The organism is Microcoleus sp. LEGE 07076 (genome assembly GCF_015207455.1).
GTDB lineage: Bacteria > Cyanobacteriota > Cyanobacteriia > Cyanobacteriales > Microcoleaceae > Microcoleus.
The window spans coordinates 1-17,604 of sequence record NZ_JADEWV010000037.1; the positions used below are offsets into that span (position 1 = coordinate 1).

General features: G+C 47.4%; 15 protein-coding genes and 1 tRNA gene. 13 read left to right on the plus strand and 3 right to left on the minus strand.

Annotation, left to right across the window (positions count from 1 at the left end; genetic code table 11):
• A partial coding sequence (locus IQ270_RS08775; RefSeq protein WP_339384402.1) for a precorrin-6A/cobalt-precorrin-6A reductase occupies positions 1–187 on the minus strand: 187 nt, incomplete at its 3' end.
• 210 nt (positions 188–397) lie between these two features.
• Here IQ270_RS08775 and IQ270_RS08780 point away from each other — a divergent pair.
• A complete protein-coding gene (locus IQ270_RS08780; protein ID WP_193972839.1) occupies positions 398–1,219 on the plus strand; it encodes a tetratricopeptide repeat protein in 822 nt (273 codons plus the stop codon).
• A 399-nt stretch (positions 1,220–1,618) separates the two neighbouring features.
• Here the strand turns inward: IQ270_RS08780 and IQ270_RS08785 are convergent, their stop codons facing one another.
• Positions 1,619–2,407 carry a TIGR01548 family HAD-type hydrolase gene (locus tag IQ270_RS08785; RefSeq protein WP_193972840.1) on the minus strand — a complete coding sequence of 263 codons (789 nt, stop codon included), beginning with the start codon at positions 2,405–2,407 and terminating at the stop codon, positions 1,619–1,621.
• A gap of 175 nt (positions 2,408–2,582) precedes the next feature.
• Between IQ270_RS08785 and IQ270_RS08790 the strand changes: the two genes are divergently transcribed.
• The 7 genes from IQ270_RS08790 to IQ270_RS08820 all read left to right on the plus strand — a co-directional run bounded on the left by IQ270_RS08790 (position 2,583) and on the right by IQ270_RS08820 (position 12,640).
• Positions 2,583–2,894 (plus strand): 30S ribosomal protein PSRP-3, encoded by a 312-nt coding sequence (locus IQ270_RS08790; RefSeq protein ID WP_193972873.1) that lies wholly within the window; start codon positions 2,583–2,585, stop codon positions 2,892–2,894.
• A 222-nt stretch (positions 2,895–3,116) separates the two neighbouring features.
• Positions 3,117–3,272, plus strand: coding sequence for a hypothetical protein (locus IQ270_RS08795; RefSeq protein WP_193972841.1), 156 nt, complete (start codon positions 3,117–3,119; stop codon positions 3,270–3,272).
• A 394-nt stretch (positions 3,273–3,666) separates the two neighbouring features.
• Positions 3,667–4,647 carry a chemotaxis protein CheB gene (locus IQ270_RS08800; RefSeq protein WP_193972842.1) on the plus strand — a complete coding sequence of 327 codons (981 nt, stop codon included), beginning with the start codon at positions 3,667–3,669 and terminating at the stop codon, positions 4,645–4,647.
• Between the two features lie 151 nt (positions 4,648–4,798).
• A complete protein-coding gene (locus IQ270_RS08805) occupies positions 4,799–9,523 on the plus strand; it encodes a chemotaxis protein CheB (protein WP_193972843.1) in 4,725 nt (1,574 codons plus the stop codon).
• Between the two features lie 112 nt (positions 9,524–9,635).
• Positions 9,636–9,797: a hypothetical protein gene (locus IQ270_RS08810; RefSeq protein WP_193972844.1), complete on the plus strand. Its 162-nt coding sequence runs from the start codon at positions 9,636–9,638 to the stop codon at positions 9,795–9,797.
• Positions 9,798–10,015: 218 nt separating this feature from the next.
• Complete coding sequence (locus IQ270_RS08815) at positions 10,016–11,089, plus strand: bifunctional 2-polyprenyl-6-hydroxyphenol methylase/3-demethylubiquinol 3-O-methyltransferase UbiG (protein WP_193972845.1); 1,074 nt, start codon at positions 10,016–10,018, stop codon at positions 11,087–11,089.
• Between the two features lie 663 nt (positions 11,090–11,752).
• Positions 11,753–12,640 carry a Mo-dependent nitrogenase C-terminal domain-containing protein gene (locus tag IQ270_RS08820; RefSeq protein WP_193972846.1) on the plus strand — a complete coding sequence of 296 codons (888 nt, stop codon included), beginning with the start codon at positions 11,753–11,755 and terminating at the stop codon, positions 12,638–12,640.
• Between the two features lie 196 nt (positions 12,641–12,836).
• Here the strand turns inward: IQ270_RS08820 and IQ270_RS08825 are convergent, their stop codons facing one another.
• Positions 12,837–13,217 carry a hypothetical protein gene (locus tag IQ270_RS08825; RefSeq protein WP_193972847.1) on the minus strand — a complete coding sequence of 127 codons (381 nt, stop codon included), beginning with the start codon at positions 13,215–13,217 and terminating at the stop codon, positions 12,837–12,839.
• Between the two features lie 237 nt (positions 13,218–13,454).
• Here IQ270_RS08825 and IQ270_RS08830 point away from each other — a divergent pair, with 237 nt between their 5' ends.
• The 5 genes from IQ270_RS08830 to IQ270_RS08850 all read left to right on the plus strand — a co-directional run bounded on the left by IQ270_RS08830 (position 13,455) and on the right by IQ270_RS08850 (position 17,600).
• Positions 13,455–13,757: a hypothetical protein gene (locus tag IQ270_RS08830; protein ID WP_193972848.1), complete on the plus strand. Its 303-nt coding sequence runs from the start codon at positions 13,455–13,457 to the stop codon at positions 13,755–13,757.
• A 13-nt stretch (positions 13,758–13,770) separates the two neighbouring features.
• Positions 13,771–13,842: transfer RNA gene (locus IQ270_RS08835), tRNA-Gly, on the plus strand.
• Between the two features lie 653 nt (positions 13,843–14,495).
• Positions 14,496–14,900, plus strand: a complete 405-nt coding sequence (locus tag IQ270_RS08840; protein WP_193972874.1) for a hypothetical protein — start codon at positions 14,496–14,498, stop codon at positions 14,898–14,900.
• Positions 14,901–14,904: 4 nt separating this feature from the next.
• Entirely contained in the window at positions 14,905–16,170 is a 1,266-nt protein-coding gene (locus tag IQ270_RS08845; protein ID WP_193972849.1) for a glutamate-5-semialdehyde dehydrogenase, read from the plus strand.
• Positions 16,171–16,454: 284 nt separating this feature from the next.
• Positions 16,455–17,600: a fatty acid desaturase gene (locus IQ270_RS08850; RefSeq protein WP_193972850.1), complete on the plus strand. Its 1,146-nt coding sequence runs from the start codon at positions 16,455–16,457 to the stop codon at positions 17,598–17,600.
• Positions 17,601–17,604: the final 4 nt, after the last annotated feature.

Consider the following 17,604-nt stretch of genomic DNA (forward strand, 5'->3'; position numbering starts at 1 on the left):
CCCCACCAAACCCCCCAATTCGCACCGTACCCGTTTTTGGAGTAAAAGGCTGCTGAGTGCGTCCTGCTAGCGAAGAAACCACCTCAACATCGGCGATTTGGGAAGCTCTGACAGCCAGTTTAGCCGCATCCCCCGTTCCGCCCAAAATTAGCAATCGTTTTTTCACTAAATTATCCTTAGTAGCCACTACACAAACTGGCGGTTAAAACCGATCCTGCACAACCAAAGTCCGCCTGCGCCCACTCAAGAAAATCCAGGGTTTCAGAACCTGCGGAGGCAGGTTTTGTCTGTGTAGCTGCGACTTAAGTCGCCGAGACTTTTCAAACATCCCCTAACCAACGCCGACAATTTCGGTTAATAATATGTTTAAGTAAAGTTTCAACTGCCAACAAAATTAATGATTCGCTCACTTTTCACATTGTTTACAGTATTAATTGTAACCGGGTTAGTTTGGTTGGGAAACATCGCACCCGCTGCGGCACAAGTACAACCAACAGATATCGCCGCTCAACAGCAGGAATTGGGAGAACTCGTTCAAAAAGCTTTTGAAGCCACAAACGAAGGCAAATTTCCCGCTGCAGAAACTTTGTGGACTCAAATCATTGACAAATTTCCCTCACAAGCCGCCGCTTGGAGCAACCGAGGCAATTCTAGAGTCAGCCAAAACAAACTAAAACCAGCAATTGCTGACTACGAAAGAGCGATCGAACTAGCTCCCCAAGCCCCCGATCCCTACCTCAACCGCGGCACAGCCCTAGAAGGTTTAGGACGGTGGGAAGAAGCGATCGCCGACTACAATCGCGTGCTAGAATTAGACCCCAAAGATCCAGCCGCCTACAACAACCGAGGCAACGCCAAAGCAGGTTTAGGAAAATGGGAACAAGCAATTGCCGACTACAGCAAAGCCTTTGAATTAGCCCCCGAATACGCCTTTGCGCGCGCCAATCACGCCCTCGCACTGTATCAAAACGGGCAAACCAAAGAAGCAATTCGCAACATGAAAAACATCGTCCGCAGATACCCGCAATTTGCCGACATGAGAGCCGCCCTCACCGCCTGTCTTTGGGAAGCTGGAAATCGCGGCGAAGCTGAGAGCAATTGGGTAGCCGCAGTCGGCCTCGATTCCCGCTACAAAGACCTCGACTGGGTTGCCAATACCCGTCGCTGGCCGCCAGTTGCAGTCAGCGCCTTAGACAAATTCTTGCACTTGAAATCTTAAAGGGAAAGTTGTCAGTTGTTATTGGTTGGTTGTTATTGGTTAGTTGTTATTGGTTATTTGTTATTTGTTATTGGTTGGTTGGTAGGGGCGGTGCCAAGAGTGCCCGCCCTATTAGTTGTTCGTTGTCAGTTGGCAGTTATTCGTTGTCATACCAAATCCGGGTTGGCGATCGCCTTTATGAAACAGTCGGCGCAGGCCGACATCGTTTGTGTAGACGCGGTTTCAACCGCCGAATCATCAAGGGGTATGTTACTTTCCTAACAACTAACAACTAACCAATAACCAATAACAACTACCAACTAACCAATAACCAATAACAACTACCAACTAACCAATAACCAATAACAACTACCAACTACCAACTAAGAGGGCGGGCACTCTTGGCACCGCCCCTACCAACTAACAATTGACTAATTCTCCAATCCGCGCCGCCGTCAACTCTTCGACATTCCTGAAAACCGCCGCAGCACCTGCATTTTTCAGCGCCGCAGCATAAGCCTCGCAGCGCACAGAATCATCCAAAACATGAGGCGGCAAAATTCCCATACCCAGCCAAACCCGATTTGGTTGCACTTCCCGCGCTTTCACAATTGTGTAAATATCGGCAACAGTATCTCCCGCGTAAATCACCGGCAAATCTTTTGCTAAACCGTGCAAATTTTCCAACTGTTCAATTGCTGCAAAAAGTCCAGCCGGATCAGGTTTTCCCGGTGCATCTTCCATCGCTACTAACACAGGAGAATTTAAACTCAGTTTTCCTGCCAAAACATAAGCAGCTTCATCCCGCATCGCCCCGCTAAAAAAGCCCCAAACAATTCCTCCCACCGTTAAACTTTCTAGGTAAGCCGGACTTAACAGCAGCGGTTCGTCACAAATATAACCAGTCCAATTTTTCTCATCTATTCCGCGATAGCGACTTTGGAAAAAAGCGACTAATTCGTCATAGTTGAAAGCGAGTTGATTTCTCGATCGCCCAATCCCTTCAAAATAGCGGCAAACTAACTCCAAAGACGCTTCCCAATCATTATTCCAAACTCCCTCAGACTTCAGAGAGTCGATATCGATCGAATTTGGGCGAAAAGCACCAGCCGTGAAGTGTTCCACCGCATCCGCGATCGCCCGCCTGTAGGAACCGGACACATCCCGCACCACACCGTCAATATCAAAAACTACAATAACTCTGTTCACAACTTAATTATCCTGGTATCTGGGGCGATTTTTGCACAAATTTTATCGGTTTCGAGCTTCTTGTGGGGGCAAAACCCAGCCGCGCGACAAAACTTTTGATCACCGATGACTCATTATCGAACAGAATGTGTTATGCTTAGCGATTGTAGAAATTTTTAACAAATTCGATCGAACCCTGGAGGTTTACTTGTCCAAGTTCATCTTAAAAGTTCTCTGGCTAGAAGAGAATGTTGCCCTCGCCGTAGACCAAGTTGTCGGCAAAGGAACTAGCCCGCTGACATCATACTTTTTCTGGCCCCGGAAAGATGCGTGGGAAGACCTCAAAAACGAACTCGAAGCCAAACACTGGATTGCGGACAACGATCGCGTCGAAATCCTCAACCAAGCCACAGAAGTAATCAACTACTGGCAAGAAGAAGGCAGACGGCGCCCGATGACTGAAGCTCAATCAAAGTTTCCGGAAGTGACTTTTACCGGCAGCAACTAAGCCCCGCTTTCAGTTGCTACGGAGATACATTGCCTGTGATGGCTGACGGGGGAAAGCACAGAGGCGGAGAAGGCCAAAAGATTTGACTCTTTGCTTTTTCCACCTCGCCGCAAAACATACAATTTAAATGCGCTACAGTCGATCGAGATATTAACTCCGATTTTCACATATAGCCGAGTCTCACAAAGATGAGGTACTCTCGTGGCCCGCGCCCCATGAGCCATGTTACTGAAACTCGGCTATATCGTATTTCCCCCATCCAGTTTGAAGGCACCGAGCGAGGCGGTTAGTTTAGGAGCGATCGCTTTTTTAGTAGCGGGTTTAAGCATTGCCGTAAGTATCAGGAATTCACAAAGTACAGCAGCAAGCGATCGTTAAAGATTTGCAGTTCTTTTAAGAAAGGGGTTATGCCGAACCTCTACAACCGAGTAGCATAACATCTTGTAAGTGGGTAATTAATAGAAGCGAGATAGATCGAGGCTGAGATGGCTATCTTGGAAGTTTTTATCTGTATCGTGTCGCAATCCCTAAATTGAGCGATCCTGACTGCTCAGCAATTTACAGCTTAATTTTGAACTTGTATCGTTAAGTTGACAAGACCATTTTGTCTGCGGTTTGCGAAATTGCCCAATTCTGGCAGCAGGCTTTGTACAATAACTTCTACAGCTATCTCCTTCGTGCGTTTAAAATATCTGCACTCTAAGCGATAGGTAGCTTTCTTGTCAAAAAACTGCCGGACTAATATTATTTAGCAATCCAGAGGAATATGTCGATGAGAAATCATAATATTGTCGTTGTTGGAGCTTCGGCAGGGGGAGTTGAGGCACTTCAGCGACTGTTTTCGCAATTTCCTGCGGATTTGCAGGCATCATTTTTTGTGGTGCTTCACATTTCGCCCGAATCTCCTAGTATCTTGGGGAGCATGATTGATAAAGCTAGTCCTTTAACGGCTAAGAGGGCTGAAGACGGCGAGCGAATTCAAGCAGGACACATCTATGTCGCTCCGCCCGATATGCATCTGCTGCTGAAGCCTGGATATATACGGCTGCATCGGGGACCGAAAGAAAATCGACATCGCCCAGCGATCGATCCGCTGTTTCGCTCTGCCGCGATCGCCTACCGGGCTCAGACTGTCGGGGTGATTCTCACGGGTTACTTAGATGATGGCACTTCTGGGCTGCTGGCAATCAAACGCTGTGGCGGCATTGCAGTCGTGCAAGACCCAGAAGATGCAGACTATCCAGATATGCCCAGAAATGCGATCGCCGAAGTAGAAGTTGATTACCGATTGCCCCTTCACAAAATGGGCAGCGTGATTCGGCAGATTGTAGAGCAGCCCGCCGCCTTGATCGATGAAGTTCCACAAGATATCGTGATAGAAGCTGAAATTGCAGAGCAGACCATGAGTAATATCAAAGATGAGAACAAAATAGGTCATCTCGTGCCGGTAAGCTGTCCAGAGTGCGGTGGTCCATTGTGGAGAATTGATGCCGACAGGGTGAGACGCTATCGATGCCATGTTGGGCATGGCTTCACAGCCAAAGCGCTGCTGGCTGATCAGGATGCAGCTCTAGAACAAGCGCTGTGGGCAGCAATGCGAACAATGGAAGAGCGAGCCAACATGGCGTTAACGATGGCGAAAGATGAAGAAGCGCGCGGTCGCAGCCGATCGGGACAGGCGTATCGGGAGCAAGCCACAACCTCAAAAGCCCATGCTCAAGTGATTCGCAAGCTGCTGGTCGAGGGCGTGTAAGTCTTTCGGTAGAAAGATGTGTGCTTTCATTCCAGCAAATATAATCATCAAGGAGCTAGTCTGTTTAGTGCATTGAAATTGACTAAATTGATTGGTTCTGGGTGTTAAATTAGTTCACTAAAAAGCCTCGCCATTTGTTTGAGTGCCGCATATGAACCCAAGCTCAGAAAACTCAAATCCTCAAGAGATTGATTTAGAAGCACAAGGTGAGGATAATTTCAGTAGCTCTGAGCAAGCGGAGCGGGGAACTGTTGATTCGCAAGCGATACAGAGATTAGATGTTGTGGCAGAAGCTGCGCCCTCGGCAAGATCGAGTTCTTTTCTCACGGTTGGCATTGGCGCTTCGGCTGGCGGACTCGAAGCCTTTCAAACGTTCTTTCGGCATATGGACGAGAACAGCGGTATGGCGTTCGTGCTGATTTCCCATCTCGCGCCGGATCACGATAGCTTGCTGTCGGAATTGCTAGCAAAAGAAACGCAGATGCCCGTGCTGCAAGTGCAGGAAGAAACGCGGCTACAGCCCGATCGAGTTTACGTGATTCCGCCCAATGCCACACTGACAGTTGAAGACGGTATCCTGCGGCTTTCAACTCCGGTTCAGGCGAGGGGACACCGCGCTCCCATCAACATTTTCTTTCGCTCTTTAGCAGAAGATCAGGGAGAAAACGCGGTTTGTGTGATTCTTTCAGGCACTGGCAGTGATGGTACGATCGGGCTAAAGTCGATCAAAGAGTTTAATGGGCTAGCGATCGCTCAAGACAGCGAAACAGCCAAATACGACAGTATGCCCCGCAACGCCGTGATGACAGGGCTAGTTGACTATGTGCTGCCTGTCGAAGAAATTCCGGCTAAACTGATTGAGTATGCACGCCATCGAGATGGATTGCAGGCAAACTTAGGCGAAGACGGGATGCTGCCGCAAGCAGCGGACTACCTTAGCCAAATCTGCTCCCTACTGCGCCGACGGCTCGGACATGACTTTAGTAATTACAAGCAGGGGACGCTGGTTCGTCGCATTCAGCGCCGCATTCAGATCACTCAAAACGCCTCAGTAGCGGCTTATGTTCAATACCTCAAAGCAGAGTCCGAAGAAGTGAATTTGCTCTTCAAAGATCTGCTGATTGGGGTGACGCATTTCTTTCGCGATCCGGAATCATTCGATGCCTTGCAGCATAAGGTGATCGCTCCACTGGTTGAAAACAGTAATTCTGAAAAGTCGATTCGGATCTGGGTTGCCGGGTGCTCTTCTGGAGAAGAGGCATATTCGATCGCCATGCTCTTAGCTGAAGAAATGGAGCGGCAGAATATGCGATCGCAAGTCCAAATTTTTGCCACAGATATTGACGAACAGGCTTTAGAACGAGCGCGCCACGCTCGCTACCCCGAAAGTATTGCCGAGCAGATGACCCCGGAGCGCTTAGAGCGATTCTTTATCAAACAAAACGGCATCTACCAAGTGGTCAAGCATTTGCGCGAGATGTGTATCTTCTCCCAGCAAAGCTTAATTAGCGATCCTCCCTTCTCCCGCCTCGATTTAATCTCCTGCCGTAATTTGCTGATCTACTTTGATTCAGACCTGCAAAAGCGGCTGATTCCCTTGTTTCACTATGCACTCAGAACCGATGGATTCCTATTTTTGGGCAGTTCGGAAAATCTATTTGAATATGACGCTCTGTTTGGCAACGTCAGCAAGCCGCATCGACTGTTTCAGCGCAAACAACCGATGATTGCGCCTCAAGTTGATTTTCCCTTGGTCGATCGCAGTTTATATCGTCAGTTATCTCAGCCCAATGCCAAGCCTGTCGTCGGTCAACAGTCACAGATTACGCGCTCGATCGAGCGGGTGTTGCTGCAAGACTACGCGCCTGCGTGCGTAATTGTGAACGAGCAGAACGAAATTATTTATTACTTTGGTCGCACAGGGAAATATCTTGAGCCGCCGCAAGGCTTACCCAACAACAACCTGTTCGACTTGGTTAAGCTAGGACTGCGCTTGGATCTAAGAGCCGCAATTCAAGCTGCTAGAGCCTCGCGAAAGATAGCCATTCGAGAGCGAGTGTCTATTGCCGTAGATGGACAGGTGATGACTACTGATTTGATTGTTCGCCCTGTCAAAGATGCAAATCAAGATAGCGGCAGCGGCTTGCTGATGGTGATCTTTCAAGATGCTGGCAAATTGGCTAGATTCGAGCAGCCAAGAGGGGATTCAACGGATCTTCAGGACGAAACGAATGTTGTTGAGCAACTTGAAGACGAGCTGCGCGTCACCAAAGAACAGTTGAGAGGGACGATCGAAGAAATTGAAACCTCTAACGAAGAATTGAAGTCAGCAAATGAAGAACTGCTCTCGATGAACGAAGAGATGCAGTCTTCTAACGAAGAGTTACAGACTTCTAAAGAAGAAATGCAGTCGATCAACGAAGAGCTAGAAACAGTAAACGCAGAGCTACGCAATAAAGTAGAAGAACTAGATGCTGCAAATAGCGATGTTCAAAATCTGTTTGATAGTACCCAGATCGCGACGATTTTTCTAGACAGCACTTTACGCATTAAGCGGTTTACGCCTGATGCAACTCGGTTATTTCACCTGATTGAGACTGATGTTGGACGACCAATTACTGATATCTCGCTGTCTCTAGAAGCTGGCGTGAGTATTGCGGCGGATGTGCCAGAGGTTTTGCGAACGCTGATCCCGATCGAGCGCGAGGTGCAATCAATTGAGCAAAGTACCGCTTACAAATTGCGGATTCTGCCCTATCGTACTCTAGACAATGTGATCGACGGCGTGGTACTGACCTTTGTGGATGTCACTACCCTGCGTCAAGCGAGAGACAGGGCCCAACGCTGGGCGCAACGGCAAAGCGCGATCGCCGAGCTAGGCACTTATGCGCTTCAGGAAAATGATGCTGCTGCTATCTGCGATCGCGCGACCCAAATTATTTGTCAGACGCTCAACTCAGATATTTGCAGCTTCTTCGCGGTGCAAGGAGGTGCATCTGATACGCTACTGCTCCAGAGTGGCTGTGGCTGGCCAGATGAAAGCGTGGGTAATGTCACCATCATCTCTAATTCTCATCCCGGCTATACGTTGGCAGTGCAGCATCCAGTGACGGTTGCAAACTTTGCTCAAGAGTCACGGTTCAGGCAGTCGGCTCTACTGCAAAACTTGAATATGGTGAGTGGCATTAGCGCGATCGTCTATGGCACAGATGAAGCTTACGGCGTTCTCACCAGCCATGCTACGAAAGCAAATCAATTTACCCAAGAAGATGTCTCCCTTCTTCAGTCCGTTGCCAATGCGCTGGGGGCAGCTTTAGAGCGCGAGAAAACAACTCAAGCTTTGGCAAAGAGTCGCCAGAGACTAGATCTGGCGCTAGATGCTGGCAACATGGGAGTATGGGATCTAGATGTAGCAACTGGGCTAACGACCTGGAACCATATTGAATACGAAATGCTGGGGTTAAGCCCTGATGAGAATCAGCTATCTAATGTCGATTTGTTCTATCAGTATGTCCATCCAGAAGATGTTTGGCGGGTACAGCAGCAGGTGATGCAGGCGATCGCTCATAAAACAGACTTCAATAGCGAATTTCGCATCAACCGGGCGGATGGTCAACTGCGCTGGCTGGCGGGTCAAGGAAGAGTGATCGCAGATACCGAAGGTAATGCTATTAAAGTGATTGGGGTCAACTACGACATTACCGATCGCAAGCAGAACGAAGAAGCGCTGCAAGCTGCCGATCGCCGCAAAGATGATTTTCTGGCTGCTTTGGGTCACGAACTGCGGAATCCGCTCAATGCGCTCAGTGGCAGTCTTGCCTTAATGCAATCGGACGAAGGGAGCGATCGCACTGCATCACTTTACTCGATCGCTCGGCGGCAGCTCGATCAGCTTACTCATCTGATTGATGATTTGCTGGATGTCTCGCGCATTTCCTACGGCAAGATTCAGCTAAATTGCCAACCCACCGATCTAGTACAGATCCTTCACGGCTTAGTCGAGGATTATCAAGCCTCTGCCGCACAAAAAGAAATTGCCCTCAGCCTCAGCGTGCCAAATCAACCGATCTGGGTTCAGGGGGATGCTGTTCGCTTGATGCAGGCTTTCTCTAATATTTTGCAAAATGCTATCAAATTCTCCAACTCAGGCGATCGCATCGAAGTTCGGGCGACTCTGCAAGACGGACAAGTGACGATCGAAATCGCAGATAGCGGCATCGGTATGGAAACAGAAGCGCTCTCTCGCATTTTTACACCCTTCAGCCAAGAAAACCGCAGCTTGGCTCGCAGCGGTGGATTGGGACTAGGATTGCCTTTGGTAAAAGGCATTATTGAACTTCATAATGGAGAAGTTTGGGCCCAGAGTTCTGGGTTAAACCAGGGCACAGAAGTCATAATCCGGCTGTGCTGCTTAGAAGAAGTAGAGAGCAATACCTCGGAAATTGATGCTGCGTTGTCCATACCTGTGGAACATGGCGATGTTTCGTTCCAGCTTAGTCGGATATTGATCGTCGAAGACGATGAAGATTCAGCTTTGATGCTTCAGTTCTTTCTAGAAGATTTAGGCTATCAGGTGGCGATCGCCCACGACGGTGAAAATGGTTTGGCGATCGCTCGGCAGTTCAAACCCGACCTGATTCTTAGCGATATTGGCTTAACCGCTGCAATGGATGGTTATACTCTTGCTCAGATTATTCGCAAAGACTCCAGTTTGAGCAATACTTATCTGATTGCAGCGAGTGGCTACGGGCAGCCAGAAGATAAAGCCAAAGCCAAAGCAGCCGGGTTTGATGAACATCTCACTAAACCGATTAACCTCGCTCGACTTGAAGGTTTGATTGCACGTAGATTATCGCAACTTGGCGATCGAGAATAAGGATTCAGATCATTTCCGGTTACACCGTCAGGTGATGTTACTGTTAACTGTTGATTGTTTGAACAATACCGATACAACCGAAAACGATATGATATAGCCGAGTCTTAGTAACATGGGGAATGGGGAATGGGGCATCGGGCCTAAAAGCATCGGGCCTAAAAGCATCGGGCATCGGGCAAACCTCACCACGCGATCGAACCGCTATATCTCGATCGTGCTGTTTCTGGCAGTGAGGACACTCTACAAACATTACTCCCAATCAGATTTTTTTTGATAATATTGGGATTCGCAGTACAGTCTCGCTACAAAGTTGAGAAAATGCAAATAAACGACCTATTTATTGATAGGTGTTTTCCAATCTCTTAGCTTTATATTTGAGCAGTACCTGAAGCATTATCCCTGGGTACAGTGCGAGTCTTCTTGCTGTTTGAGGTAAATCAGCTTAGCCTTAATGACTGATGACTAATAATTAATGACTTCTTCCCGGAACTTATGGGCGCAGAAAGTACGATCAACAAAACCGAACAGCTACCGCTGGTAGTAAATCCCGACATTCTCCAGCAAGCCATCCTCTACAAAATTAACACTCGCGTCACCGCTCGCGGAGAATTAGTTTTCCCCTGCGTACCGGGAATGGTAAGCCACTATCTCAAGTCCATCGAAAAGCTATTTACCACCCTCGACAGGCCCTTGCCAGAAGACCGCAGAGAGGAACTCAGCAAGCTTTTAACCACTAAGTTAGAACAAGGCTACCGCAACTCAACAGCATCGATGCTGATCCTGCAATACGAATCAGTCCAGCCGCCGCAAACAGGCTTGGCCTGCAAAGTGATCGTTACTACCTCAACAGTTGGAGAACAGTATAAAAGCTGGGTAGACACCAGAGAACCTCCGCTGTTCGGTTCCCATCCAGATGCGAAATTGATGGCAACTGCTGCTAAATTGGGAAATCCCGATCGAGTGCGGATACTAGATGTGGGGGCAGGTACCGGGCGCAACACCTTACCCCTGGCGAGATTGGGCTATTCTGTAGATGCGATCGAACTAACCCCAGCCTTTGCAGAACAACTCAAAGCAGCAGCAACAGCCGAAAACCTTCCGGTGACAGTAACTGAAGGCGACGTGCTCGATCCCTTAATGCGGATGAAACCAGCCCGCTACCAGTTGGCAGTTGCCGCCGAAGTCATTTCACATTTTCGAGACAGCGATCAAGTACGACTTTTCCTCGCTAAAATGTGCGATTCCCTCTCTCCCGGAGGCCTGTTGCTGTTCAGCACGTTTTTGACCGTCGGCGACTACCAGCCCGACGCCCTCGTGCGACAAGTTGCCCAGCTATCCTGGTCTACTTTATTCACGCCCCAAGAACTCGCCACCGCAATGGAAGGGCTGCCCTTAGTCCAAATATCCGACGAATTGGTGTGGGAGTACGAACGCCAGCACCTACCACAAACAGCCTGGCCGCCGACACCCTGGTTTCCGAGTTGGGCAACAGGTAGAGATGTCTTCCCGATGGCAAACGCCCGCCCGCCAATGGAATTGCGCTGGATTTTGTGCCGCCGCAATTAGTCAGTTGTTATTGGTTGGTTGTTATTGGTTAGTTGTAGGGTGCGTCGCCCTCAAGAATTGCTCGTTACCAGGCAGAGCCTGGTAATGCAGATAGGCGAGGCTCTGCCTCCTTTGAACTCGCAACTTACAGGAGAGAGGACTGTAGGAGGTGCTTAATACCAATTTCACAATCTCACATATCCCCACCTCACAAAGACGGTTTGGCAAACAAATTTTATACTTCTTTTGGAGGAATTTTTTTAATCAATCCCATCGTTTTGAGGCGGACACAGCAATCGAAACCTTTAACAACCGAGGCTAGGAGTCGCTTCAAATCTTTTTGTTCCCAAATCATCGAGCCAGCTCGCTGTCAAATGTTGCAGAGCCGTTACACAAAAATTTACAAAAATATATATTAAAATGTAAACATAACGAAGTTCGATCGCCCCTGCGTGAAAAACCCGGTTTTTGATTAGATCCTATGCTGGCAAACCTGTTATTTATTGCCAAAAATTAAACCGATCGGGCAAATCGCGCCGTAAAATTTGATCGCCATCTCGAATCAGTGCAACTACACTTAAGATGAATCAGACAAACCTATTCCTCTCGATAGATGACATTTTAGGGGAATAGAATTAACCAATATATTAGCTCGCTGTTCAGCGAAGCTCCTGAGACACAAATATGCTTTTAACACGTCCACTACAAGCGTTTGGAGCAATCTTCAGGCACAAACCTTCAACAACTCGATCGATCGAGCAAAAAACCAGTAAAAATTATTTAGAGGGGAATATTTCTCCCGCTCCAAATCAAAAAATTGACTGGCAGATCCAACTCGAAATGCTGATGAGTAACGCAAAATCTTCCTGTACCGATGAAGAAATTACCGCTTGGCTACGCGGATTGTTGACAATTGCTTGGGCCGACGGCAACTTTGACGAAAACGAGCAAAAAATGATTGCGAATCTAACTCAAGATCAATTACATCCAGTATCTTTTGAGACAGATTTTGAACCCATTGCCGCAGAAGAACTAGCTGCTGTGCTAGGGAAAGGCACCGCCAACGGCGAGAACTTTTTGAGAACAGCAGTCATGGTAGCCTTAGCAGACGGTACCTACTCGCTCACCGAAGACGAGGTAGTGTACAAGTTTTGCACAGCATTGGGTCACAACGTCGAGGCGATCGAATCTCTGCGACACACCATCGAAGACAGCAAATGCGAAGCTCAAGGGCCCAACAGCCAAATAGCCTTTGATTCAAACTCCATCCCCGCCGGAACACCCCTTTCATCCCCCCTAGGCAAACCTCACCACAAAAACGTCCTGCAACCCGTCAAAGACTGGCTGGACGGCTGGGAAGTTCACGATCCCAGAGTGGCACATTTTGTCTGCAAAATGATTCCGCCACAGTGTCCCTTTGAGCGAGATGTCGTGTTGTTCGGACACAAAATCGTCCACATTCCGGCGATGTGCAAGATTAACCCGCTGTACGAACAGTTGGTGGGGATGCGCTTTCGAGCTCTCTGCTATTTAGCAGATGATTGCAAGGAAGATGTATCCTCATATTGTTAGTAGGAATTGATACTCCCCAGTCTCAAGACGCGAGGATTATTAACGACAAACTTTGGGGGATAAATCCGCCCAAAGTTTAATTTTTAAAGGGTTTGTCAGCAACCCCTACCCACACTTTCAATTATTGAGTCTGTGGCTAATTTTGACTTGAGCTGTCGGTATTTGCACAAAGTTCTGATCCGACTCCTTGCCCTATTTAGTTGGGCAACAATTGATTTAGGGCACCACACAAGTATTTTTTCACGGTGTCTCGGCTCGCACCTACGCCACTCGGAATGGTAAAGATCATTTCGACATTTAATAGGTTGCCTGACATTGAGGCAAATACATCGAGAGGTAAAGCACGCTGAAATGCTGTTGCAGGATTTTCCGCTTTCATTACACCCATGTTCGCATCGCTGCTGATAGTCTTAATGCCCTCGCGGGCTAAAATGGGTCGCAATTGGGAAAATGCTCTTTCTATTGTTAATCCTTCAACCTGAACGCGCGCCGAAAAGGCAGCACCATTGAGAAAGTCTCCTTTTTTTTGAAAGCTTTCCTCGCAGCTAGCGGCAACAGCGGGGGTAGCTAAACACATAAGAGCTAGGGTTAACGCAAGGGATCGCATATTAGCTTAGTTACCAAAAATAAAACTCTGATCAAAATCAGGATAAACATCGTCAAACTGTTTGGCAAGTGCTGTCTGAGGACAAAAAAAATACAGAAGGCAGAATCTTTGGGGAATTCTGTCTTCTGAGCAATGCTTTTAAATTTTGGGCTTCTGTGTTAGCTGAAGGTATAGGCTGATTGCAGTGCCCACCAGATGAGGAAACCGATGCCCCCACCAATAATGATCGCTGACAGCCCGATCGCGATCGGGCTGTCAGCTCCTTTGAACTTCATGATTCCGCGATTTAAGTCTGACATCAGCAGTGTTCTCCCACAATTGCAGCTTGATTCTAGCTTTGCTCAGTGGCGGATGACTGTCAAAAGCACTGCAATTACTGATTTTTTTAACAATCAGGCTGCTGCAATTTCAGAAACAGGCTGCGGCACGCCCCAGGCCCACAGCCTGTTTCTGAAAAAAAACTTACAAAAAAGACTTGACAAATTCTCAGTTGTGAGACATTATAGTTAAGATAGCAGGAAACGCGGGTGTGGCTCAGTGGTAGAGCGTCACCTTGCCAAGGTGAATGTCGCGCGTTCGAATCGCGTCACCCGCTTGAAAAAATCAATAAAATAAACAAAACCGGAAAGTATCGCTAGAAATTTTTCGGTTTTGTTTTAACCTTTGTTTTAACCGTGGTTGAGAATACCGACTCTCCTGAAATTTTGGCGATCGGTTAATCTTATGTTGTCTGGCAATAAATAATCGGTAATAGGTCACGAATCGATCGCCAATTACCTTTTTCCCAATTACCCCGCCGCCAAATATACATTTTTCCCCAAATATCCGAAAGAGCCGTGTTCTTATAGTTCCAGACGATCGAGCGGGGGGATTCTGGGTTCAAACAAAAAAAATCAGGCACAGCCTGTAAAACATCTCCTCGCCCACAGGTTCATGCCCCAACCTGTTTGAGCTTTTTTGAAATAGATTTTTTGAAATAGATTTTTTGAAATAATAGCGTAGAGACCGGATTTTTACATCTATCCAATCCACAAGTTATACTGTATCATCAAAGCTGTTCTAATAGGACGAGGCTTTAAACCCAATTGTTTGGTAAAATATAGTCAAGAACTTGCAAGTCAAAATTGCAGATCGAGCCAAAACTCGAAATAGGCAGTTAAAATCCTCGATCGGGCAGGCTTGATAAGTTAGACTAAGTAGATATGTTAAGAATTATCTTTGCAAAAACGCTTTTTTACCCGATCGCTCGTGCCATCCCAAAAAGCTCAAAAAATTGACTTAAACGATGAGTACCCGTGCCCTTGCCGGCGCCGCGGTCGTCTCGTACCCATAACGCTGACAGAAGCCTTTGGCTGTAACCGCTGTCAGCAAATATTTGTATTGGACGAAAGCGGACACGTCATCGAGCAACTATCAACAAACTATCCTTACAAGCAGGCTTGGCGGTGGACGGGAAACCAATGGAACAGAGCACATCCGGGTGTGAAAACCCACTATTTGCCACTGGCCCTAGGGATGATTTTGGTGCCGCTAGTGATTTGGTTGCCCCTGGCGCTGCACTCGTCCGGGTCGAATGTTATTCTGTGGGCAATGGTCGCCGTGCTGCTAGCAATGCTGCCGGCGCTGATGGTATGGCTGGCTTACAGGCGTTAGTGAGATGATAATAGAAGACTTTAGCCATTCATCAGATGGGGCAAAAGTTGCCCGCCGCGCTTATCAAGCTTCTTTGGATTTGGCGGTGACAAAGAGCACGGATCGCGCTGCGGGTTTGCAGGCGATGGCGGTAGCGCTAAAACGCCGACAAAATGACATTTTAGAAGCAAATACTTTGGATCTAGAAGCGAGTCGCGATATGGCGATTCCCGAGTTGATTGTGGAGTGGCTGAAGCTGACGCCGGAACGGATCAAGACCACAGTCCAAATTCTGGAACGGTTGGGGGAAATGCCAGATCCGATCGGCAGAGTGATCAATGCTTCATATCAAGTCGATCGATGTCAGGTGTATTGTCAGTCGCTACCGCTGGGGGCGCTGGCACTAATTTACGAGGCTTTTCCTGAGTTGGGGGCGATAGCAGCAGGTTTGTGTCTCAAAAGCGCTAACAGTTTGATTCTCAAAGGTGGCAGCGAAAGCTGGCAAACTAATAGTGTAATTGGAGAGGCTTTGATGTCGGCGATCGATGATGTCGGTTTGCCGTCAGGATGTTTGCAGATATTGCCGCCGGATCGGGGCGCTTCGATCCGCGATTTGGTCACTCAAGACCAATATCTCAATTTAATTATTCCCTACGGCAGGCCGAGTTTGGTGCAGCAGGTGGTAAGGCTGTGCACGGCACCGGTGTTGCGATCGGCAATGGGCAATTGTTATCTTTATTGGTCGCCGACTGGTAGTTTGGAAATGGTAAGGTGGATGATTTTGGACAGCCATCAAAGCGTCCCCGATCCGGTAAACGCGATCGAGAAAGTGCTGATAGATCGCAACCAAAAGCCTTCTTCCTTAGTCAGGCTATGGAACAGTTTAAAAGAAAAAGGCTTTCAAATTAGCGGAGACGCGGATCTTGTCGCAGATTTCCCAGAATTGAAGCTGGCTGAACCCTACGAGTGGACTCAACCATATTTAAACAAAACCATAGCGTTTAAAGTTGTCGATAGTTTAGAAATTGCGATCGGCTGGATCAACCGCTACAGCAGCGGGCACGCTGACTGCATCGCCACTGAATCTTACCTAGAAAGCCGCCAATTTGCTCTAGATGTCAACAGCGCCTCAACTTTTATTAATGCCTCCCCTCGGTTTTGGCGCTATCAAAATCGGGGAGATGCAATATTTTTGGGAATGTCCAACCAAAAAGGTTATCGCCGGGGATTGATCGGGCTAGATACGCTGACGACAATCAAAGAAATCGTTCAAGGTAACGGACAATTTTAAGGTAAGTTCGTTATGAGTTAGATCTATTCCGGTTCCACTCCTGGGGAATCGTTGACTGTTGACTGTTGATTGTTGACTCGATTTTATGATTCCGATGCAACCGGAAACGATATTATTGGTTATTGGTTCAATAAGCTGTTTGGAAACGGGATCTCCGGCTGATTTCACAAAAACATTAAATTTTTGCAGAACAGGCAAACCTGTTGCTAACAATCGTGTAATATCTCAGATAGAATTAACTGTAGAAAGTTATTGAGTGAGATCGAAATACTCTTATCCCAAACATGAAATCCCCAAAAAACCTCAATACTCTAGACAAGACTGAAACACCGATTTTAAGCGAAGAAACGCTAATTCACCACTCGGTATATGTTAAAAAATTGCGCCCGCTGCTGCCATCAGATGCCTTTGAACCGAATTCAAGCAAGTTAGGGTTACTTCTGATAAATATCGCGATTTTATTGTTAGGATGGGGAATTGCTGCTAATCTAGATCGCTGGTCTGTCTATTTTTTATGGCTTTATTTACCTTTAGCCGTCATCATGGGCAATAGTATCATAGTTCTGCTATTTAGCTCCCACGACTTCATGCACGGCAGCGTTCAGAAAAAGTCTCGCCTGACTTATCCGATCGCCTTTCTGGGACTAAGTATGCTGTTTATGCCGCCTACTCAGTGGAAAAATCTGCACAACCTCGTACACCACAATAACACCAATTCCGTCGCAGATCCCGATCGCAATTACCTGTACCAGCAGCCCGACACCTGGGGGAAATGGATTCAAAATCTGTTTGTACCGTCGGTGGAAGTCAATCCGCTGTGGTTAATTGTCGGGATGGCCGGTTCCTGGTTAGTACACAATTTCCGCAATCTCACCTCGGTACTGTTCTTTAACGATAAATCTGTCGATTACGTACCGGCTGCCTTTACAGTTAGTCAGAAAGATAGAAGAACGATCGCCTTTGAATGTCTGGGAATTGTCGGAATTCACCTGAGTATATTGTTCTATCTAGAGTTTAACCCGATTAAAGTAACTCTTGCCTACATTTTGCCGATCGCGATCGGTCATGCAGGTGCAATGTTTTACATCTTCACCAACCACATGGGCTGTCGGATGACCGCCATTAATGACCCGCTGATTAACAGTATGTCGCTGCGGGTTCCTAAAATATTTGACCTGCTGCACTTAAATTTTTCTTACCACACAGAACATCACATTTTCCCCAGCATCAACTCAAACTATTACCCGATGGTGCAAGAGTTGTTGCAAATTCACTATCCCGGACGCATGAATTTAATTGATGCTGGTGAAGCTTGGCAATTGCTGATGCAAACACCGCGGCATTACAAAGATGAAGTCACCTTCACCGAGTCCTCTGGAACAATGGCCGTGAATTGCTCGATTGTGGAAGCATACAAAAGCCGATCTTAAAAAC